23 protein-coding genes and 1 tRNA gene are annotated in these 19,977 nt (G+C 68.9%); 11 read left to right on the top strand and 13 right to left on the bottom strand.

From position 1 onward, the window contains the following. Positions 1-73: 73 nt before the first annotated feature. Complete coding sequence (locus IEY26_RS11110; protein WP_229774034.1) at positions 74-901, bottom strand: ZIP family metal transporter; 828 nt, start codon at positions 899-901, stop codon at positions 74-76. A gap of 141 nt (positions 902-1,042) precedes the next feature. Here IEY26_RS11110 and IEY26_RS11105 point away from each other — a divergent pair, with 141 nt between their 5' ends. Then, on the top strand, positions 1,043-1,366 hold the full coding sequence (locus IEY26_RS11105) for a tRNA-binding protein (RefSeq protein WP_188978884.1): 324 nt from the start codon (positions 1,043-1,045) through the stop codon (positions 1,364-1,366). A gap of 5 nt (positions 1,367-1,371) precedes the next feature. Here IEY26_RS11105 and IEY26_RS11100 read toward each other — a convergent pair whose 3' ends face one another. Beyond that, on the bottom strand, positions 1,372-2,439 hold the full coding sequence (locus IEY26_RS11100; protein WP_188978883.1) for a WD40/YVTN/BNR-like repeat-containing protein: 1,068 nt from the start codon (positions 2,437-2,439) through the stop codon (positions 1,372-1,374). Between the two features lie 109 nt (positions 2,440-2,548). Here IEY26_RS11100 and IEY26_RS11095 point away from each other — a divergent pair, with 109 nt between their 5' ends. Further along, a complete protein-coding gene (locus IEY26_RS11095; RefSeq protein ID WP_188978881.1) occupies positions 2,549-3,358 on the top strand; it encodes a lipoate--protein ligase family protein in 810 nt (269 codons plus the stop codon). Positions 3,359-3,442: 84 nt separating this feature from the next. Here the strand turns inward: IEY26_RS11095 and IEY26_RS11090 are convergent, their stop codons facing one another. Then, entirely contained in the window at positions 3,443-3,979 is a 537-nt protein-coding gene (locus IEY26_RS11090) for a redoxin domain-containing protein (RefSeq protein ID WP_188978879.1), read from the bottom strand. A 90-nt stretch (positions 3,980-4,069) separates the two neighbouring features. Between IEY26_RS11090 and IEY26_RS11085 the strand changes: the two genes are divergently transcribed. The 6 genes from IEY26_RS11085 to IEY26_RS11060 all read left to right on the top strand — a co-directional run bounded on the left by IEY26_RS11085 (position 4,070) and on the right by IEY26_RS11060 (position 7,745). Beyond that, on the top strand, positions 4,070-4,945 hold the full coding sequence (locus tag IEY26_RS11085) for a deoxyribonuclease IV (protein ID WP_188978877.1): 876 nt from the start codon (positions 4,070-4,072) through the stop codon (positions 4,943-4,945). 60 nt (positions 4,946-5,005) lie between these two features. Further along, positions 5,006-5,800 (top strand): class I SAM-dependent methyltransferase, encoded by a 795-nt coding sequence (locus IEY26_RS11080; RefSeq protein WP_188978875.1) that lies wholly within the window; start codon positions 5,006-5,008, stop codon positions 5,798-5,800. A 58-nt stretch (positions 5,801-5,858) separates the two neighbouring features. Then, positions 5,859-6,302: a universal stress protein gene (locus IEY26_RS11075; protein ID WP_188978873.1), complete on the top strand. Its 444-nt coding sequence runs from the start codon at positions 5,859-5,861 to the stop codon at positions 6,300-6,302. 110 nt (positions 6,303-6,412) lie between these two features. Beyond that, the gene (locus IEY26_RS11070) at positions 6,413-7,177 is read left to right on the top strand and encodes a DICT sensory domain-containing protein (protein ID WP_188978871.1); all 765 of its coding nucleotides are present in this window, start codon (positions 6,413-6,415) and stop codon (positions 7,175-7,177) included. A 27-nt stretch (positions 7,178-7,204) separates the two neighbouring features. Then, on the top strand, positions 7,205-7,417 hold the full coding sequence (locus tag IEY26_RS11065) for a hypothetical protein (protein ID WP_188978868.1): 213 nt from the start codon (positions 7,205-7,207) through the stop codon (positions 7,415-7,417). Positions 7,418-7,478: 61 nt separating this feature from the next. Beyond that, a complete protein-coding gene (locus IEY26_RS11060; protein ID WP_229774032.1) occupies positions 7,479-7,745 on the top strand; it encodes a hypothetical protein in 267 nt (88 codons plus the stop codon). Here the strand turns inward: IEY26_RS11060 and IEY26_RS11055 are convergent. Both IEY26_RS11055 and IEY26_RS11050 read right to left on the bottom strand, forming a co-directional pair. Beyond that, entirely contained in the window at positions 7,742-8,683 is a 942-nt protein-coding gene (locus IEY26_RS11055) for a PfkB family carbohydrate kinase (RefSeq protein ID WP_188978867.1), read from the bottom strand. The genes IEY26_RS11060 and IEY26_RS11055 overlap by 4 nt on opposite strands. Positions 8,684-8,800: 117 nt before the next feature. Beyond that, positions 8,801-9,331 (bottom strand): COX15/CtaA family protein, encoded by a 531-nt coding sequence (locus IEY26_RS11050; RefSeq protein WP_188978865.1) that lies wholly within the window; start codon positions 9,329-9,331, stop codon positions 8,801-8,803. Positions 9,332-9,422: 91 nt separating this feature from the next. Between IEY26_RS11050 and IEY26_RS11045 the strand changes: the two genes are divergently transcribed. Next, on the top strand, positions 9,423-9,590 hold the full coding sequence (locus IEY26_RS11045; RefSeq protein WP_188978863.1) for a hypothetical protein: 168 nt from the start codon (positions 9,423-9,425) through the stop codon (positions 9,588-9,590). 157 nt (positions 9,591-9,747) lie between these two features. Further along, positions 9,748-10,713, top strand: a complete 966-nt coding sequence (gene ncsA / locus IEY26_RS11040) for a tRNA 2-thiolation protein NcsA (protein ID WP_188978861.1) — start codon at positions 9,748-9,750, stop codon at positions 10,711-10,713. A gap of 82 nt (positions 10,714-10,795) precedes the next feature. Here ncsA and ftsZ read toward each other — a convergent pair whose 3' ends face one another. The 3 genes from ftsZ to IEY26_RS11025 all read right to left on the bottom strand — a co-directional run bounded on the left by ftsZ (position 10,796) and on the right by IEY26_RS11025 (position 12,873). Continuing rightward, positions 10,796-12,001 (bottom strand): cell division protein FtsZ, encoded by a 1,206-nt coding sequence (gene ftsZ, locus IEY26_RS11035; RefSeq protein ID WP_188978860.1) that lies wholly within the window; start codon positions 11,999-12,001, stop codon positions 10,796-10,798. Between the two features lie 4 nt (positions 12,002-12,005). Continuing rightward, complete coding sequence (locus IEY26_RS11030) at positions 12,006-12,173, bottom strand: ribbon-helix-helix domain-containing protein (RefSeq protein WP_188978859.1); 168 nt, start codon at positions 12,171-12,173, stop codon at positions 12,006-12,008. A 187-nt stretch (positions 12,174-12,360) separates the two neighbouring features. After that, positions 12,361-12,873: a double zinc ribbon domain-containing protein gene (locus IEY26_RS11025; protein ID WP_188978858.1), complete on the bottom strand. Its 513-nt coding sequence runs from the start codon at positions 12,871-12,873 to the stop codon at positions 12,361-12,363. A 105-nt stretch (positions 12,874-12,978) separates the two neighbouring features. On the opposite strand from IEY26_RS11025, the gene IEY26_RS11020 reads away from it, so the two are divergent. Then, a tRNA-Tyr gene (locus tag IEY26_RS11020) sits at positions 12,979-13,052 on the top strand. A 181-nt stretch (positions 13,053-13,233) separates the two neighbouring features. On the opposite strand, the gene IEY26_RS11015 is transcribed toward IEY26_RS11020, so the two are convergent. The 5 genes from IEY26_RS11015 to IEY26_RS10995 all read right to left on the bottom strand — a co-directional run bounded on the left by IEY26_RS11015 (position 13,234) and on the right by IEY26_RS10995 (position 19,904). Continuing rightward, entirely contained in the window at positions 13,234-15,444 is a 2,211-nt protein-coding gene (locus IEY26_RS11015) for a PAS domain-containing sensor histidine kinase (protein WP_188978857.1), read from the bottom strand. Between the two features lie 57 nt (positions 15,445-15,501). Then, a complete protein-coding gene (locus IEY26_RS11010; protein WP_188978856.1) occupies positions 15,502-16,074 on the bottom strand; it encodes a hypothetical protein in 573 nt (190 codons plus the stop codon). Positions 16,075-16,128: 54 nt separating this feature from the next. After that, positions 16,129-17,487, bottom strand: coding sequence for an MFS transporter (locus IEY26_RS11005; RefSeq protein ID WP_188978855.1), 1,359 nt, complete (start codon positions 17,485-17,487; stop codon positions 16,129-16,131). 164 nt (positions 17,488-17,651) lie between these two features. Next, positions 17,652-18,902: a DUF4382 domain-containing protein gene (locus tag IEY26_RS11000; protein ID WP_188978853.1), complete on the bottom strand. Its 1,251-nt coding sequence runs from the start codon at positions 18,900-18,902 to the stop codon at positions 17,652-17,654. A 69-nt stretch (positions 18,903-18,971) separates the two neighbouring features. Then, entirely contained in the window at positions 18,972-19,904 is a 933-nt protein-coding gene (locus IEY26_RS10995; protein ID WP_188978851.1) for a hypothetical protein, read from the bottom strand. Positions 19,905-19,977 lie beyond the last annotated feature (73 nt).

Below are 19,977 nucleotides of genomic sequence, written 5' to 3'. Positions count from 1 at the left end.
CGGCTCACGGGTCGCGTTGCTCCCCGTTCGCGTTACCGCGGTTCTCGCTCGCTGACGCTCGCTCCGAACCGCGTTACGCCAGCGCGATGTCGAGGTAGAGCATCACGATGACGCCGGCGATGGTGCCGAGCGTCGCGATGCGCTCGTAGCCTTTCGCGTGGGTCTCGGGGACGATTTCGTCGCTGATGACGAAGAGCATCGCCCCGGCGGCGAACCCCATCGCGTACGGGAGGAGCGCGGACACCGACTGGACGGCGTACGCGCCGAGAACGGCGAGCGGAATCTCGACGACGCCCGCGCGGATGCCCGTGAAGACCGCGTAGGACCGCCGGTCGAGGCCGGCGTTTATCGCGGCGACGGAGACGGCGAGGCCTTCGGGGATGTTCTGGATGCCGATGGCGAGCATCAGCGGAATCGCCTGTTCGAGGTTCCCGCTGCCGAAGCCGACGCCGACGGCGAGGCCCTCCGGCATGTTGTGGATGGTGATGGCGAAGATGAACAGGAGGACGCCCGCGAGTTTCTCCTCCGAGACGGGGAGGTCCACGCTCGGGTTCGCGGCGTCCGAGCGTTTCCGCCCCGACAGGAGGTAGTGGGCGTGCGGGATGAAGCGGTCGGACTGGTCGAGGAAGAGCGCGCCGAGCGCGACCCCGACGAGCACCGGCATGGGGTTCCCGTTCGAGTACGTCTCGATGCCGGGGATGATGAGGCTGGTGAAGCTCGCGGCGAGCATCACGCCGGCGGCGAACCCGAGCGCGCCGTCGAGCGCCCGCTCCGAGGGGTTCCGCCAGACGAACACGAGAGACGCGCCGAAGAGGTTCATCAAGGCGATGATCAGCCCGCCGACCAACCCGTGTACGATCGGGTCCGTGCCGAAGAATTGGGTGAACCACTCCGCTACCACGACGCGACCACCACTGGAGTTCTCGTCACGTCACGGGCCTACACTGCCCGTGCTCTTGGAGTTACTGTCCGCGCCGTCTCGACGTGGCGCATGTCGCCGTCGAGCGAAGCTTTACCTCGCGGCCGCCGGGAGAGTGAGTCGATGTCCGACAGCCTGTTCGAGACGACGTTCCGGGTCGGCGAAATACTGCACGCGGAGCCGTTCCCCGAAACCCGCAAACCCGAGATGGCGAAACTGGAGGTCGACCTCGGCGACGAGACGGTGCAGTCCGCGGCGCAGACCGGCTATAACTACGACCCAGACGACCTCGTCGGCCGGCAGGTACTCTGTGCGACGAACCTCGGCACCGTCAACATCGCCGGCTACGAATCAGAAGCGCTCACGGTCGGGGTTCCGGACGAGGACGGCCACCCCGTCCTCGTCGCCCCCGACGACGCCGTGCCGCTCGGCGGCGAACTCTACTGACTACTCTACTGGCTGCCGTCGCTGTTCGTCTCCGTTCCGCTCGTTTTGCCGGACGTCGACCCGGACTGGTTCTTCGCGTTCTCGTCGCCGTCGTAGAGCTCGCCGCGGCCGTCGTACTGGTCGCCGTCGGCGCTCGACTCCTCGTTCGCGGCCTCCCCACGGGGGCGGTGGAGGACGGTCCCGCCTTTCCCGACGGCGACGTCGTAGGGTTTGCCGAGGCGGACGTCGTAGAGCGTCTTCTTCGTCGGCGTGTGGATTTTCCGCCAGCGCTGCCCGCCGAACTGCCGCTGGTAGAAGAGGCCGCCGCCGCCGAGGACGACCATGTCGCCGTCGTACATGTCGAAGGAGTGGAGCGCGGCGTTCCCGACCGAGATGGGCGTCCACTGGTTGTAGGAGTTGTCGTAGCGGTAGAGGCGGCCGTCGCCCGCGGAGACGTACACCTTCCCGTGGCCTCCGGCGTAGACGTCGTAGAACTTCACCTGGGCGTTGACGATGCCGATGTCCTTCCAGCCGTCGCTCTCCGTGGTCTTGTAGGCCTGCCCGGAGGTGTCGATGGCGAACCCGATTCCTTCCTCGGTGGAGGCGAGCGCGGCGATTTTCGAGGCCTTGCCGCCGACGGGCTTCTCCGCGACCCCCCAGTCGACGTCGAAGCCGTCGATGGTGAACGGCATCACTTCGCCGCTCCCGTTCGCCGCGAGACCCTTCTCCCTCCCGGCGGGTCCGGAGACCGTGATACCCTCCCAGGTGGAGGTCATCTCCTTGGGGTACGAGTAGTCGTACTTCCGGCGGGTTTCGACGTCGTAGCAGCCGATTGCGCCGGAGCTGCCGAGGAACCAGAGGCGCTTCCCGTCGTCCGTGACGTCCATCGCGCGGAGCTGGTTGTCGCGCGCGTTCGGCCCGTCGTCGAGGACGATCTTCCACCCCTCCTTGTTGCGGTTACCGGCGAGGACGCCGCCGTCGCCGATGGCGTACGCGCCGACCGTCGTCTGACAGATCTCCATCAGGTCATTGTCGAAGGGGACGTCGAGCAGCTTCCACTCTGGCTCGTCCGCGTGGGGGCCGAGTTGCCACATTGTACCCGACTCTACGGGCTTTCCACACTTAAATTACGGCACTCAACAAGAAGAAATCTAATTCGGACGGAGACGGTATCGCTTTCCCCCGGCGCGCCCTACTCGAACTATGACCGGCGTCGACGGAGCGTGGCGACTCGTCCCGGAAGAAACCTGGAGCGGCCCGATGAACATGGCGCTCGACGAAATCGCCGCGCGCACCGCCGGCGACGGCGGCCCGCGCACCGTCCGCGTCTACCGCTGGGGGCCGAGCACGCTCTCGCTCGGCTACAGCCAGCCAGCCGACTCGGTCGACTGGGCGTGGTGCGAACGTGAAGGCGTCACCGTCACCCGCCGCCCCACCGGCGGCGGCGGCATCTTCCACGACTACCACGGCGACATCTCCTACTCCGTCACCGCCCCGACCGACGAGTTCCCGACCGACCTCATGGACGCCTACGAGGAACTCTGCGAGCCGCTCCTCGACGCCTTCTCGCGGATGGGCGTGGACGCCGACTTCGCCGACGAACCCGCTCCCGAACTCCACCGCCCCGCCTGCTACCTCCGCGCGCTCAACCCCGCCCACGACGTCGTCGCCGGCGGGAAGAAGATCAGCGGGAACGCCCAGTACCGCCAGCGCGACGCCGTCGTCCAACACGGCAGCCTCTCCTACGCGCGCACGCCCGTCCGCCACCTCGACTGCTTCGCCGACCCCGGCGTCACCGGCACCGAGTTCAGAGAGCGCGTGACGAGCATCCGAGCAGAAGCAGACGTCACCCGCGAAGACGCCGTCGACGCCCTCGAAACCGCGCTCGCCGACTGGAGCGGCGCGACCGTCGGCGAGTGGACGGACGACGAACTCGCCGCCGCCCGCGACCTCGCCCGCGAGAAGTACCACAGCGAAGCCTGGAACCGCCGCGCCGACGACCCGACCGCGTAATCGCCGCGGGCACCCACGACCTCTCACCGCATAGCCGCCGTTTCCGTCTTCCGGGTTCGTTCGGACTCGCCTCCCGAGCGGCGTTCAGGCGAACCCGAAGGCGTCGTCGGTACCGCCGGTGGCGTCTTCGACGGCGTGGCGGATCTCTTCGAGCGGCGGTTGGTCGCGCGTCGGGTCCACGAGGCTCTCGCCGACCCAGCGATAGCGGACCGTTCGGTCCCCGTCGACGAGGAAGACGGAGCGCTTCGAGCGCGTGAAGAGCTTGAAGGCCTTGTAGCGGACGCCGAACGCCTCCGTGATTTCGAGGTCCTCGTCGGCGAACAGCGGGAAGTCGAGGCCGAGGTAGTCGATGAAACGCTTGTGCGTGCCGACGCGGGACGCGCTGACGCCGACGATGTTCACGCGGTCCGCGGCGGAGAACCACGTGTAGTCGCGGAAGGAACACCACTCGGTCACGCAGTCCGGGCTGAAGTCGTTCGTGTAGAAGACGAAGAGCGTGGGCCGTTCTTCGACGCACGACGCCACCGTGCGCTCCTCGACCGTGTCGTCCGGGTAGACGAGCGGCGCGCTGGCGTCGCCCGCCACCTGGTCCCCGACTGCGAGCGGCGTCGACCGGCTCATACCTCCCGCATCGCCCGCCACGGGCAAAACCTTCTCGCTCCCCGCGCGCGTATCCGAAGTCCCTTTCTCCCCGCGGGGTGAGAGGCAGGTATGTTCAGAGTCGGAGCCCACGTCTCCATTTCCGGTTCGAAGACGTCGAGCGACCCCGAATCCCCGCCGGGGAGCGGCGTCGAGAACGCCGTCTGGCGGCAGCTAGAGGTCGGCGGGAACTGCGGACAGATATTCACGCACTCTCCGCAGGTCTGGCAGGACCCGAACATCGAGGACGCCGAAGCCGAGGCGTTCCGCGCGCGCTCGGACGACGCCGGCGTCGAACCCTGGGTCATCCACACGTCCTACCTCGTGAATCTCTGCACGCCGAAGGAGGGGCTGCGGGAGAAGTCGACGGACGCGATGCAGAAAGAGGTCGACGCCGCCGACAAGCTGGGAATTCCCTACGTGAACGTCCACCTCGGCGCGCACACGGGCGCGGGCGTCGACGGCGGGTTAGAGAACGCCGCGGGCGTCCTCGACAGCCTCGACGTCCCGGACGACGTCACCATCCTCATCGAGTCGGACGCGGGGAGCGGCACGAAGCTCGGCGGCGACTTCGAACACCTCGCCACCGTCCTCGAACTCACGGACGAACCGCTCGACGTCTGCCTCGACACCGCCCACGCGTTCGCCGCCGGCTACGACCTCTCCACGCCGCAGGGCGTCGACGACACCCTCCAGGAGCTCGACGACGTCGTCGGCCTCGAACACCTCAAGTACGTCCACCTGAACGACTCGAAGCACGAGTGCGGGACGAACAAGGACGAGCACGCCCACATCGGCGACGGCCACATCGGCGACGACGGATTCGAGGCCTTCCTGAACCACGACGCCATCGAGGACGTCCCGCTCGCCCTCGAAACCCCGACGGAGGACGGCCGCAGCTACGCGTGGAACATCGACCACGTCCGCGACCTCCGGAACGACGCCTGAGGCCGCAGCTTCGAGTCGAACTCGAACTGCTTTTGCCCGCAGTGCGCGAACCACCGGCCAGTGAGACGGTTCAGCGCGAAGTACCTCGAGGACACGCGGCGGGGGATGTGGGACGACCGGCGAGCGCTCGCGCCGCTCTCGCTCCGCGACCGCGAGCACGTCGTCGACGTGGGCTGTGGCTCCGGCGAGCTCACGCGCGTGCTCGCGGCGGAGACGCCGGGCGCGGTGACGGCCGTGGACGCCGACGCCGACCTCATCACGCACGTCGACGCCGCCGACGACCGCGTGCTCGGGGACGCGACCCGCCTCCCCCTCGTTTCGAACGCTGCGGACCTCGTGGCGTGCCAGGCGCTCCTCATCAACCTCCCCGACCCCGTCGACGCCGTCCGGGAGTTCGCCCGCGTCTCCTCGGACCTCGTCGCCGCCATCGAACCCGATAACAGCGGCGTCGACGTGGAGAGCACGGTCCCCGCGGAGGCCGCGCTGACGCGGCGCGCGCGGGACGCCTACATCGCGGGCGTGGAGACGGACGTGACGCTCGGGTCGCACACGGACGAGGTCTTCGCGGACGCCGGTCTCGTCGACGTCGAGACCCGGCGGCACGAGCACGTCCGGGAGACGAGCGCGCCGTACTCAGAATCCGACATCGAGACGGCGCAGCGGAAGGCGACCGGCGCGCGGCTCCGCGAGCAACGCCGCACGCTCGCCCGGGGCGGACTGAGCGAGGACGACATCGACGCGCTCCGCGGCGAGTGGCGGGAGATGGGCCGCGAAGTCGTCGAGCAGATGCAGACCGGCGAGTACGAACGCCGCACCACCATCCCCTTCTCCGTCACCGTCGGACACGTCGAATAGGTGACCTCTCGGGGCGCTACGGCGGAGTTTTATTAGCTGGCTGGGTGTAGGCGTGAGCATGGCATACACGGTCCTCGTTCCCGTCGACACGGACACGACACGCGCCCGCGGCCAGGTCGACTACGTCGAAACGCTCGTTGACAACGGCACCGACGTCGACGTCGTCGTCCTCCACGTCTTCCCGGAAGTCCAGCCGGCCGAGAGCGCGAAAATCGACCTCCGCGGCTACGCCGAAACCCCGGACAGCGTGGCGTACGCCGTCGACGCGCTCGAATCCATCGGCGTCGACGTCGAAGAACGCGCCGAGTCCGGCGAACCCGAAGACGGCATCCTCGCCGTCGCCGACGACGTCGACGCCGACGACATCGCGGTCGGCGGCCGGCAGCGCTCGCCCGCCGGGAAACTCCTCTTCGGGAGCGTCGCGCAGTCCGTCATCCTGAAGAGCACGCGCCCGGTCACCTCCACGAAACCCAAATCGGACGCAGAATCGGAATCGGAGTAACACCGCCCTCCATCCGCTCCGGCGAACGCGCTCGCTCCCCGCCCACCGATTCTTCTTTCACCGATGCAGAATCGAAAAGATAGTCCCTCCTACCCCCGTACGCGTGAACCGTGACGCTGGAGCGCTTCCTCGACCGGGTCGACACCGACGCCACCGACCGGTCGCTCGTCGTCGTCAACCGGCGAGCGCCCGCGCCCGTCCAGCGGATGCTCGACTCCCTGTTCGACAACCAATCCATCACCGTCAAGGAAGCCACGCTCCCCGACACCGCGGACGACACGGTCTTTCTCGTCGAAGACGACGCCGTCGTCGCCGCCTCCCCGCTCTCGGAACTCCAAGACGCCATCCTCTTCATCAACTCCGACCTCTTCACTACCGGCGCGCTCGCCCTCGAAGACGCCGACCTCCCCGCCGTCCTCGCCGGCCTCGCCGACACGCGGTTCACCGTCCGCGGCTACCCGGACTCGCACAAGGAGAAGCTCCTCCTCATCCTCGTCTCCCGCCACATCGAACGCCACGCCTGGAACGCCGACGGCGGGACGCTCCGCTCGTCCTTCCAGCGGCTCTCCCGCATCGACGACGAAATCGGGACGCGCGACGTCTACCGCCGCCTCGACGACACCGCCGTCGACGTCAACGCCTACGGCGCGCCCGGGTGGACGCCGCCCTCGACCTCCGACATCACCATCCACGCCGGCCACGAACGCGACTTCCTCGACTCCTGGTTCGTCGTCTACGACCCCGACGGCGACGCGGACGCCGACGCCCTCGCGCTCCTCGCCGTCCAGCAAACCGCGAACGAGTGGCAGGGGTTCTGGACGCGCCGACCCTCACTAGTAACCGACCTCAACGAATACATCGCGCACCGTCTCTGAGCGCACGGCCGACGCCGGCCGGCTCAGATGGACGACCTAGAACCGCTCATCCGCCGTATCGTCGCGCTGAACACCGACGGCGAGCGCGCTCCGTCGGTCGACGCGGACGGCATCGCGCGCGCCCTCGCCGGGAGCGGCGTTCCAGACGCCGACCTCGAACGCGCCCTGAACCGACTCGTCGCCGACGGAACGCTCGTCCGGCGAAACGACGGGTACGCGCTCTCGCCGACCGAAGGGTGACGGCGTCGCAGCGCGCGCCGCGTCCGTGTGCTTTTCACGCCGCCCGCGCGAACACCACCTCGTGAGCGACGACACCGACTTCGACGACGTGCTGACGCAGGCGACTGACGCGCTCGACGCCGACGACCTCGAATCCGTCTACCTCGGCCTCATCCACGAGGGCCCGGGCTACGAGTTCTACTTCGGGAACGAGACGGACGACCTCCGGACCGCCGCGGTCACACAGCTCGGCATGCTCTGTCGCGTCCTCGCCGACCAGTCCGACCTGACGGTCGAAGAACTCGCCGAACTCGCCGTCGACCGCGCGAACGAACTCGGCGTCCGCTAACCGGTCTCCTCCACCTTCGCCTCGACGGCGTCCCGCGCGGGCATCGCCGCCTGCGCGCCGACGGCCTCCGTCGCGACGGCCGACGCCGCCGCCGCGAACTCGACCGCCGTCCGGTCGTCTACGCCCTCGCCGAGCCGCGTCGCGAGCGCGCCCGCGAACGTATCGCCCGCGCCCGTCGTGTCCTCGACGGCCGCCGGCGGCGGTGTGACGCGGAACGCCTCCGCGCCACCCCGTCGGACCACGACGTCGTCCGCGCCACGCGTCACAACTACCGTCGCATCCGCGACGGCGTCCGCCTCCAGCGCGTCCGCCTCGACCTCGTTCGGCGTGACGTAATCGACGCGCGGATGCCCCGCGACCGCCGCCGCCCCCTCGACCGGCGCGGGGTCGAAGACCACCACCGGCCCCTTCGGCTCCAGCCCGTCGAGGAGCGCCGTCATCGCCGCAGTCGGAATCTCGTTCTGCAAGCAGAGCGCGTCCGCCTTCCGAATCACGTCGAGCGCGTCGTCGACGAGCGCCGCGTCCACCGCCGCGTTCGCCCCCCGAACGCGCGCAACGTGACTCTCCCCGTCCGGCGCGACGAACACGTACGCCGCCCCCGTCGCCCGCCCCGACTCGACGCGCACGCCCGACGTCTCCACTCCGCGCTCTTCCAGCGTCTCCAGCACACCGTACTCGCCGGCGTCCCCACCCACCGCCCCGACCAGTCGCGCGTCCGCTCCCACGCCCGCCGCCGCCACCGCGTCGTTCGCCCCCTTCCCGCCCAGCGTCACCGACGGCGAACCCGACGGCAGCTCCGACTCCGGCACCGACGCCACCGTCTTCGTCTCCCCCGGCTCCGGAAACCACGCGCGCCCGCGCAACTCACTCAACACCTCCTCGTCCACCGCCCACGTCCGGTCGACGTTGACGCTCCCGAAACTCACGACGCGAACCATACCCCCGAACGCGTCCCCCGCACGCAAAAAATCACTCGCCGACACGTAGCTACGTCCCGCAACGGCCAATCGCCGTCGCGTCCCTATGCCCCGTGCCGGCCAATCGCCGTCGCGTCCCTATGCCGGCGCTGCGTCGTCTCGCTTCCCCCCGTCCCGGCGCGCCGCCCGCCACACGATGACCGTCGCCGCCGCCATCGTCAGGAGGACGAACCAGGAGATGACGTTGTGGAGCACGACGAGGTCGAACGGCGGGTCCGCGACGCCCGTCTGCACGCCGAGATACGCCTCCGCGGGGAGCACGGCCGTCGCCGCCGTCACCAGCCACCGCGACACCGTGTAGTCGTCGAGCTTCCACCACGCCAGTCCCGTCGCCGCGAGCATCGTCAGTCCCGTGATGAACGCGCTCGCCCGGTGGAACCACTCCCAGAATATCTGGGCCGCCGTGTAGTTCCCCGACAGCGTCTCCACCGGGTGGAATATCGGCGCGTAGACGCCCGCGCACTTCGGGAACTGGTCGCCGCAGGACATCCACCCGCCGAGCGCGACCGAGTAGTTCGCCGCCCCCATCAGGATGAGCGTCCCCACGAGCGAGATGGTCACCAACCACCGGAACGCCCGTGTCGACTCGAACAGGTTCGACTCCGGCATACTCGCGCGTTCGTCCTCTCGCGGTATTCGTATTCCGGTTTTCCCGAACGACGACGAGTGCCCTTAACACGCTCCGGCGCGAACGCTGCGTATGGGACTGTTCAGGGATATCGGCCGGAACTACGAGGAATTCAAACAGGAGGTCCGAGAGACCGCCGACGAATCCGCCGAGTTCCGCTGCACGGCCTGCGACGCCGCCGTCCATACCGACACCGACACGTGCCCCGAATGCGGCGCTGACGCCGTCGACGAACGCTAACCGAACTCCGAGACGGTTCGACACGCCCCGAAGCGACCGCTCTCTCCGTCCCCGAACCTCGTAGCAACCGTCCCCCGGCACGGGAGATTTCGTATCGCGATATGGGATATACTCCTTCTCGAAACGGTTTACCGGCCAGCCGCACAACCCACGGGTAATGGAGTGTACGAAGTGTGACGCGGACGCGGTGATGCACGCGGCGTACTCGGGGAACCACCTCTGTCGGTCCCACTTCCTCGAGTCCGTCGACCGCCGCGTTCGCAAGCGCGTCCGCGAGGACTCCCTCCTCCCGGACTCGGCGACGCCGGAGAACCCGGAGACCTGGCTCGTCGGCCTCTCCGGCGGGAAAGACTCCGTCGTACTCACGGACATCCTCCACCGGACGTTCGAGCAGGACCCGCGCGTCGAACTCGTCGCGCTCACCGTCCACGAAGGCATCCAGGGCTATCGGGACGCGAGCCTCGCCGCCTGCGAGGAGCTCACCGAAGAGCTCGGAATCGAACACGAAGTCGTCTCCTACGCCGACGAGTTCGACCTGGAGATGGACGACGTCGTCGAAGACGACCCGAAGAACATGGCGGCCTGTGCGTACTGTGGCGTCTTCCGCCGTGACCTCCTCGCGAAGTACGCGAGCGAGTACGACGCCGACAAACTCCTCACCGGCCACAACCTCGACGACGAAGCCGAAACCGCGCTGATGAACATTCTGGAGGGGAACGTCGAGCAGGTCGCGCGTCACTTCGACGCCAGCCTCGGGAGCTTCGACGAGCGCGGCGAGAAAGACGGCATGATTCCGCGCGCGAAACCCCTTCGGGACGTCCCCGAGAAGGAGGTCGCGCTCTACGCGCGCCTCGCGGACCTCCCCGTCCACATGGCCGAATGCCCGCACTCCTCGGAGGCCTTCCGCGGCGAAGTGCAAGACCTCCTCCTCTCCCTCGAGGAGAATCACCCCGGCACCCGTCACTCGATTATGGCCGGCTACGAGGAGCTCGCGTCCATCGCCGCCGACCGCTACCGCGACGACGGCGAGGAACCCGTCGGCGAATGCGACGAGTGCGGGTCGCCGACGACGGGCGACGTCTGTCGGAAGTGCCGACTCGTCGACGCCGTCAACGCGGTCTAGGAGACGGCTGTCGCTCGGAACGTGAGAAAGACGGTGAATGAGTGGTGGCCGCGGTCGAATCAGTCCGGGGCGGGCGGTTCGTCTATCGGATGACGTCGAGGCCGTTGTTCTTCTCGACTTCGTCCTGGCCGCCGTCGGAGTGGACGTTGCCCTTGACTTCGCCCGTGGAGCGGGGGCCGGCCGCGGACTCCTCCGCGCGCGAGCCGGAGTCGCCGACCTCTTGGAGCTCCTGACGGGAGGCGTCAGCCTGCTTCTGCGTGCTCGGGCCGAGGACCTGCGCGGACTGGACGCCGGTCATGATCGCCATGACGCGGACCTTGCCCTTGTAGTTGTCCTGGATGCGCGCGCCCCAGATGACGTTCGCGGAGGCGTCGAGACGCTCCGTGATGTGGTCCGCGATGCCCTCGGCCTCTTTCAGCGTGAGGTCCGGGCCACCGGTGATGTGGACGAGTCCGCCGCTCGCGCCGCGGTAGTCGACGTCGAGGAGCGGGTGGTTCATCGCGTCCTTCACCACTTCGTCGGTCTTGTTCGTGTCCTGCGTCTCACCCACGAGCATCACGGCCACGCCGCCCTGGTTCATGATGGCGGTCATGTCCGCGTAGTCGAGGTTGATCAGCGAGGGTTGAGTGATCGTCTCCGAAATCCCCTTCACGGTCTCCGCGATGATCTGGTCCATCACGGAGAACGCTTTGCCGATCGGGAGGTTCGGGACGTAGTCGAGCAGCCGGTTGTTGTCGAGGACGATGATGGAGTCCGCTTCCTCGCGGAGTTTCTCCAGGCCTTCCTCGGCTTTCACCGTGCGGGCGCGCTCGACGTTGAACGGCGTGGAGACCATCCCGACGACGATTGCGCCCTGCTCCTTCGCGATGCTCGAAACCACGGGGGCCGCGCCCGTGCCCGTCCCGCCGCCCATCCCGGCGGTGACGAACACGAGGTCGGCGTCCCCGAGGACCTCCTTGATGGTGCCCTGCGCCATCTCCGTGGCGCGCTCACCCATCGAGGGGTCGCCACCGGCACCGAGCCCGTTCGTCAGGGACTTCCCGACGAGGATCTTGGTGTCGGCTTCGATCATCTTCAGGTGCTGTTTGTCGGTGTTGATCGCGACCGTGTCAGCGCCTTCGACGCCGATGTTGTAGAGGCGGTTGATGGTGTTGTTCCCGGCACCACCGCAGCCGACGATGACGATTCGGGGGTCCCCGAACTGGTCACCGCCGCTGTCGGACGCCGCGTCCATGTCCCGCTCCTCTGCCTCGGCCATCTCGAGTGCGTCTTGAACGATATCTTGCATTTGATTACACCTTGGCCCAGGCGTTCGGCTTCGAGGCCTCGCCTTGGTCGTCGATCATTTCACGGACGGCCGACCGGATCGCTTCCGAGCGGTTCGGGAACTTCCCGGAGTCGACCATCTGCTCGACTTCTTCTATCTGCTGTTTCGGTATTCGGAGTGTCACACGCTCCATGGTTTGTATTCCCCGTTTGCTGCAAGACGTCCGCGGCCGCCCCGCGTCTGTCTTACACGACCTGGATTCCGGCGGGAGAGGCCCGCCAGACGCCGGCCACGTGTAAGACGACCGTCTTACGTATCTACTACCAACAGGGTATTCACGTATATAGTTAATGGCTGGGTAAACTCTCGAGCCGCCCGTCTTACCGTTCGAGCACGTCCGCCGACGGCGTCCGACGCCCGCAGTGCGGGCAGAACGACCAGTCCGACCCCAGCTCCACGCCACACTCGCACAGCGCCGGCCGACCCGCCTGCTCCCCGCAGTTCGGACAGAACTCGTGCGCCGCATCGAGCGACTCCCCGCACTGCCGGCACGTCACTGACTCCGACTCGCCCGAACCACCGTCGGACACACTCGCGTCCTCGGCCCGCTCCGCGCTCTCCTCGACGTCGGCGTCGACGACCTCCCCCGACCCCGACGACTCCACCCGCAGGTTCACGTTCACGTCCTGCGCGGACCGCTCGCGCCGCAGGTAGTCGCCGAGGACCTCCTCGATACGGGCGTCCACGAGCTCGTCGATGGACTCCGACTCAATCGCGACGTCCTCCTCCAGATACTCCCGGAGCGCCTCCCGCATCACCTCGCTCTTCGACGCGTCCAACGACTCCACCGCCGCGACGAGGTCGTCGTCCGCCCGGAACGTAATCTTGGACATCGCAGTACTGACAGCAGATAACGCGTCGTCGTACTTGAAGGTGTGGGGGCGTTCGACCGCGAATAATAACCCTTAAACTCGCCCCCACACTACGTCGAAGTACGCCCGCCCTTAGCTCAGACTGGTAGAGCAGTCGACTGTAGATCGACTTGCCCCCCGTTCAAATCGGGGAGGGCGGACTTTCTCACACTTGAACTGGCGAGCGACGCGAGTCGCGCGGCGACGCGGGTTCGTCGCGCCTGAGAGCGGCTCGCGTCACTCACTGGTGGGGCTCTCAATAGCCGGGGTTGTTCGTGTTTTCGCGTGTTTACGTCTCTGGAGACGTCCGTGTGCGTCGGTATCGCTCGCGTAAACGCGGGGTTAGCGGTCGGTGGTGCAGTCGACGACGAAGCGTGCGCCGTCGGTGTAGTCGTCGTCGAGGGTGAGCGTCCAGCCGTGGGCGTCGGCGATGTCGCGGGCGATGTCGAGGCCGAAGCCGGAGCCGGTGGTGCTGGTGGTGTGGCCGGCGTCGAAGACGGCGTCGCGTTCGCCGTCGGGGACGCCGGGGCCGTCGTCGGTGACGGCGAAGCCGGTGCCGTCCTCGGTGGGGGCGACGGTGACGTGGACGCTCGCCCCATCGTGCTCGGCGGCGTCCTCGCGAGCGTGCGAGGGAGGGTCAGTGGCACCATGCTCCACGGCGTTTCGGAGGAGGTTGGAGAGGAGCTGGCGGACGCGGTCGGGGTCGGCGTCGACGACGGCGTCGGTGACGTCGAGGGTGGCGTTCTCGGTGTCGAGGTCGCGCCAGCAGTCGGTCGCCGCGGCGGCGACGTTGACCGGTTCGGTGTCTTCGACGAGGGATGCGCCGCGCGCCCACGCGAGGAGGTCGCTGGCGAGGCGGTCAATGCGGTCGAGGGCGTCGTCGGCGGTGTCGAGGCGGTCGAGGTCGCCGGTCTCTCGCGCGAGCTCGATTGCGCCGACGGCGACCTGAAGGGGTGTTCGGAGGTCGTGGGAGACGACGCTCGCGAACTTCTCCAGGCGGTCGGTCTGCCGTTCGAGTTCGCGTTCGCGGTCGAGGCGGTCGAGGGCGGCGACGGCGTGGCTGGCGAGGATTTCGGTGAACTCGCGGTCGGCGTCGTCGAAGGCGTCCGGTTCGTCGGCGGCGGCCTGGAGGACGCCGTAGTCGGCGAGCGGGACGGTGATGATGGAGCGGTAGGCGGCGTTGGCGGGGTCGATGGAGGTCTCGTGGAGGTCGTCGACGACGACGGTCTCGCGGGTTCGCGCGACTTTCGCGGCGAGGTTGTCCTCGGCGTCGACGGAGACGTAGTTGTAGTAGTGTTCGTCCGGGGTGTCGTCGGAGGCGGCGACGACGACGAGGCGGTCGCCGTCGCGTTCGTCGACGATGCAGATCTGGTAGTCGAGGACGCCTTCCGCGGCGTCGACGAGGGATTGATAGACGGCGTCGGGGCTTCCCGCAGTCTCGATGTCGACGGCGACGCTGTGGAGGGTGGCGATGATGCGGGCCTGCCGGCGGTGTTCGCGCTCGCGGCGTTTGCGGTCGGTGACGTCGCGGGCGTTGACGAGGTAGCCGTCGATGAGCGGGTTGTCTCGCTGGTCGGTGACGACGGCTTCGATCCACCGCCAGTCGCCGTCGGCGTGCCGTCCGCGGAACTCGATGGTGACGGGGTGGTCGCCGACGCTGTCGAGCTGCTGGCGGACGCGCTCGCGGTCGGCTTCGTGGATGCGTTCGAGCGCGCGTTCGCCGACGAGGTCGCTGGGCCGGTAGCCGAAGACGTGTTCGACGGCGGCGCTGACGTAGGTGTAGGTGGTGTCGTAGTCGGCGATGGCGACGATGTCGCGGGAGCTGTTGAGGAAGGCCTGTGCGCGCTCGCGCTCGCGGAGGCGCTCCGTGACGTCGGTGTAGACGGCGAATCCGGCTGGCGGCGTGGCGTCGAGCGGGATGTTCCGGAGCCAGAAGACGCGGTCGCCGTCGGGCGTCGCGCGGACGACTTCGCGGTCGAGGGTGTGGCCGCGCGCGACCTTGTCGTTGAGGACGGCGGCTTCGACCTGTTTCCCGTCGCCGACGACGAGGTCGTCGACCCTGCGGCCGGCGGGGTCGTCGTGACCGAACGCCTCGGTGAACGCGGCGTTCGCGTCGGTGACGACGGGGTCGCCGTCGTCGAACTCGTAGGCGATAGTGGGTTCGGGGAACTGCCCGAACAGGGCTTCGAGTCGCTCGTGCTCGCTGGTAGCGCGGCGTTCGGCGGCGCGGCGGTCGAGGACGTGTTCGACGCGCGCGACGAGCAGGGTTTCGAAGCCGGACTCGTTCGCGCGGACGACGTCGTGGACGCCGGCGTCGAGAAGATCGGTGGGGTCGTCGTCGGCGGCGAGCGCGAGAACGGGTGTGTCGCCGGCAGCGTCGGCGGCGGCCCGAGCGTTCGCGTCGGTCGCGACGATGCAGTCTGCGGTGTGAGAACGGGTGGGAGCGGCTGTGTCGGCCGTTTCGACGTCGAAGCCGGCGTCGGCGAGCGCGCGTGCGCTCCGCTCTGCGGCCGGTCCGTGTCCGACGACCGCCACCCGACTCCCCCGAGCCATAACTGCATCGTGACGCTGCACCACGATAAGTGCAACCACGGCGGTTGCAATATTTGCTCACTCCGTCGCGTCGAGCGCGGCCGCGAGCCGGGTGTCGTCGGGGACCGCGCGGCGGAACGCGTCGGTGCCGACGCGCGCGCCGGCGTTGACGGAGAGGAAGTTCACGCCGCCGGCCGCGGCGTCGTCGAGGCCGGTGAGGAACGCGACCTTCCGGGTGACGGGGACGCCGTCGACGCTCGCGTCCGGGTCGACCGACGCGTAGAGGCTCGCGTGCTCGCGGACGTGGCGAACGCACTTCTCCGTGGGCGCGAAGAACAGGAGGACGAACGCGCCGGGGCCGTCCCGGGAGAGACGCGGTTCGAGGGTGTGGGCGTCGTCCCGGTAGAAGTAGCGTTCCATCCGGCGGTACTGGCGGAGGATCTCGTTCGCGCCGGTCGCGTGCCGGACCGCGGGGTCGCCTTTTAGCTCGACGAGGTAGTCGACCGCGGTCGGCGGGGGGACGCGCACGTAGACGTCGGCGACGCCCCGCGACCCGTAGTGGTCGTAGGGCTCTTCGAGGTGGACGGCGGCGTCGGGGTGGGCGGCGTCGAAGTGGTCGACAAGCCGGGTCGCGAGGTCGTCCTCTCGCACACTTCTCCCTCGGGGCGCGAACGAGAAAGGCCGTTTCGGTCCCGGGGTTCGCGGTCAGTCGGACGCGGGCGCGGCGTCGGCGCTCGCCGTCGGTTTCGCGTCGGGGGCGAGGTGGCGTGCGAGGAGGACGACGAGGCCGCCGGCGACGACGAGGACGGCGGCGACGCCGAACGCGAGGTCGAACGCGCGGCTGGCGATCCAGCCGCCGAGGAGGCCGCCGAGCGCGCCGGCGACCGCGGACAGCGCGGCGTAGAGGCCGAGGACGCCGCCGCGCGTCTCCTTCGGGGTGAGGCGGGAGACGATGCCGGTGCCGGTGACGGCGATGAACGCCCAGGTCGCGCCGACGACGGTGAGGAGGGCGGCGACGGCGAGGAGCGGGCCGAGGCCGCCGGTCGAGAGGAAGCCGACGCCGAGCACGCCGAGCACGCCGACGGCGACGAAGGCGGCGGCGCGCGCGCCGAGCGCGCCGGTCTGGACGAGGCGGATGTCGTGCCGGGTCGCGAGGACGCCCGCGCCGTCGTAGAGCACCGTCGAGGCGACGTTGTTCACGAGGTAGAGCGCGAACACCGCGCCGGAGCCGAACGCGGCGCGGTCGGTGAGGTAGACGGGGAGCGGTGCCCAGAACACGGCGAAGCCGGTGAAGAAGAGGAAGGCGGCGGCGAAGTACACCCAGAGCGCGGCCGGGAGCTGGCTGCGGAGGCCGCCGAGGCGGCGGCGGGAGAGCGAGCGGACCCCCCAGAAGACGCGGGTCGTCCCGAAGCTGAAGGTGTCGTCGCGGACGTTCCGACTCGTCCGGGAGAGCAGGGTGGCGATTCGGCTGGCCCGCCGCGGCCCGACGGTGAGGTCGGCGTGCCGCGGGAGCGATCGGAAAGCGACCGCGGCGGCGGCGACGCCGAAGACGGCGGCGAGCACGAACAGCGTCTCCTGCGTGACGCCGGTGGCGAGCACCGCGCCGACGCCGACGGTCCACACCGTCCCGAGGACGAGACCGGCCGTGCTCCCGTACCCCTGGAGTTTGTTCAGGCGCGCGATGCGGGTGTTCCACTCGGCTTCGGGGCTGTCCCCGACGACGAGCATCGTGACGACGGGACCGATGGCCGCGAGCGAGAACGCGAGCACCGCGTTCACGACGATGACCGCCGCGATAGTCTTCAGGAAGGGCAGAGCGACGAGCGCGAGCGCCGCGGCGACGAGCGCGGTGAGGACGACACCGCGGCGATTCCCGGTTCGATCCGCGTACCGGCCGGCGAACACCGCGGCGGGCGCGCCGACGAGCGACGAGAGCGCGGCGTTCACGCCGAGCTGCGCCGTCCCGCCGCCGATCTGCACGAGATAGAGCGGGACGAGCAGGCCCGAAACGCTCGACGCGACCGCGGAGAGCGCGAGCGCGTAGAGCCAGCGGTCGTTCTCCATACCGCCGACGTGTCGTCCCGCCGGCTAAGGCGTATCGGCATCGGTACGGATCGGATCGGCAGACGACGCAGTACCGCCCCGTCTGTCGAACCGCGTCGTATCCGCTACTTAGCCGGGACACGCGCGAAGAGAACGAAACCGAACTGAGAACTGCCGAACGACGGCTACGCCGTCGCCGTCGTCGTGGTCGCAGTCGTCGTGGTCGCCGTCTCGTTACCGGACTGCGCGGTCGTTTCGTCGCCGCTCTGCGTGGTCGTCGTGGTCTCGTTCGACGTGTCGCTTTCGTTCGGCGTGTCGTCGTCGGGTTTCGCGTTCTTCTTCGAAACCTTCGTGACGGGTTCGTTCGGGCCGGATTCGGCGACGTTCGGCTTCAGGACGTACTTCCCGCTCCCGGTCTCGTGGACCATGACGTCGTAGACGAAGTGCGTGGTGTTGCCGTCACCGACGGTGAACTCCTGGTGGAGTTTGAGCTTGCTCGACGGGAGTTTCACGGGGACGTGTTCGCCGTTCGTGAGCGTCCCGTTCGTCCAGGCGACGTGAACGAAGACGGTGTCGTACGTGCCGTTCTCGAGGGTGAAGTTCGCGAGGCTCACCGCGCGGTCGCCTTGGAGTTCGGTCACGTCGACGGTGACGCTGTCGACGTCCTGTTCGACCCACGCGCTCTCGTTGTCGGAGTCGTTCTGTCGGTGGACGCCGACCGCCGAGACGGTGACGTTCAGGTGGTCGAAGTCACCGATAGCTCCGGGTCGGTCGCTGAGGTAGACCGCCATCTCGCTCTGCGTGGTCGTCCCCGCGGACGTGCCGGACTGCGCCGTGGTCGTCGTCTCACCGGACGCGCCGGCCTGTCCGGACTGCTTCGCGCCCGGCGTCGGCTTCACGGGCACGTTCTTCCCGGAGTCGCCAGCGTTCGGTCGGAGAACGTACTTTCCGTTCCCGGTCTCGTGCACCATGACGTCGAAGACGAAGTGGGATTCTTCGGCCGCGCCGACGGTGAAGTTCTCCGCGACGTGGAGTTTACTCGACGGGAGTTTCACGTCCACCTGCTCGCCGTCGGTCGTCGCCCCCTCGACGGCGGAGACGTGGATGAAGGCGTTGTTGTACGTCCCGTTCGGGAGCGAGGCGTTCGCGAGGTTCGCGGCGTTCTCGCCCTGAAGCTCGGTCAGGTCGACGGTGACGTTGTCGAAGTCCGTCTCGATCCAGGTTCCGTTCTCCGCGCTGGAGGCGTTCACCTTGTGGACGCCGACTTTCGTCACCGTGACGTTCAGGTGTTCGAAGTCGTCGATGGCACCGGGTTGATCGCTGACGTAGAACGCCATCGACCCGCTCTGTTCGCCGCCACCGGGCATTCCGCCGGAGCAGCCCGCGAGTACGAGCATCGCAGCGACCGCTCCGACGGAGAGGAGGGGCTTACCCATGGCTCGACAGTGCCGGCTCCGCGGATAAACTCTTGTGGCTACGTGTATCGTTTATTACCGCTTTCGGGGTTATCTCTCCAGAATCATGCCGTTCGCGCCGACGGCGATACGTGGGTCGCCGACCGCGACAGCGTGCAGGTCCGCGTGCGAGTCGACGGGCTGTGTCCGCCAGCGGTCCGCGCCGTGCATCCGGTGCAGTATCGTTCCGTCCGCGCCGGCGGCGTGGACGCACCCGCAGTCCGCGACGGTGACGGCGTCCAGCGGGACCGACGCGGGGTCGTCGACGCGCCAGCCGGCGTCCGTGACGGCGCAGACGGCGTCGCCCACGGTGACGACGGAGCGCGGGTCCGTCCCGTCGACCGCGTGGAGCGCGCTCGCCGCTTCGATGCCGGCCCGCCGCCAGCCCTCGCCGATGTTCGCGTACACGCCGGCGGCGGCGTCCACGGCGACCGCGCCCGCCTCGCCGACGCCGACGCCCGTAATCGCCGTTCCGTCGCCGGGTGTCGCCGTCGCCCACGCGCCCTCGCCGCTCCGGCCGTGGACGTGCCCGGAGTCGTCACCGACGACCACTCGCTCCGCGCCGGCCGGCCCGTGGACGGCGACCGCCGCGAAGTTGTGCGTCACGCCCGCCGGCCCGACGCTCGCGTCGAAGCCCGAGTCGGCGTCGTACGCGGCGAGCGCGCCGCTCGCGCCCGCGAGCCACGCCCGCGCTCCTCGTTCTGTGGCTGCGGCCGCGCGGAGGTTCCGGCCGTTCCCCGCCACGCCGTCCGCGGTGACGACGCGCCAGTCCGGGTCGCGGGCGAGCACGCGTCCGCCGCCGCCGACGGCGAGCGAGAAGTCGTCGACGCGGACGACGTCGCGGAGCGTTCGGTCCGTCGGTGTCTCGACCGGCCGCCACGTCCCGCAGTCACCCATGCGCCCGGACGCCGTGCCGACGACGCCGATGGCGGCCGCGCCCGCGCCGACCGCGCCGAGGAAGCCGCGGCGCGTGCGCTCAGTCATACGCGGCGGTCGGAGTCCCGCCGGGAAGTGTCTGGTGGGCGGGTGTCGCGAGAAGAGAAAGACCCAACCCGAC

The sequence above is a fragment of the Halocalculus aciditolerans genome (assembly GCF_014647475.1).
GTDB classification, from domain to species: domain Archaea; phylum Halobacteriota; class Halobacteria; order Halobacteriales; family Halobacteriaceae; genus Halocalculus; species Halocalculus aciditolerans.
The sequence above is the reverse complement of the archived record's forward strand: the minus strand, read 5'-3'. Positions and strand labels throughout refer to the sequence as shown.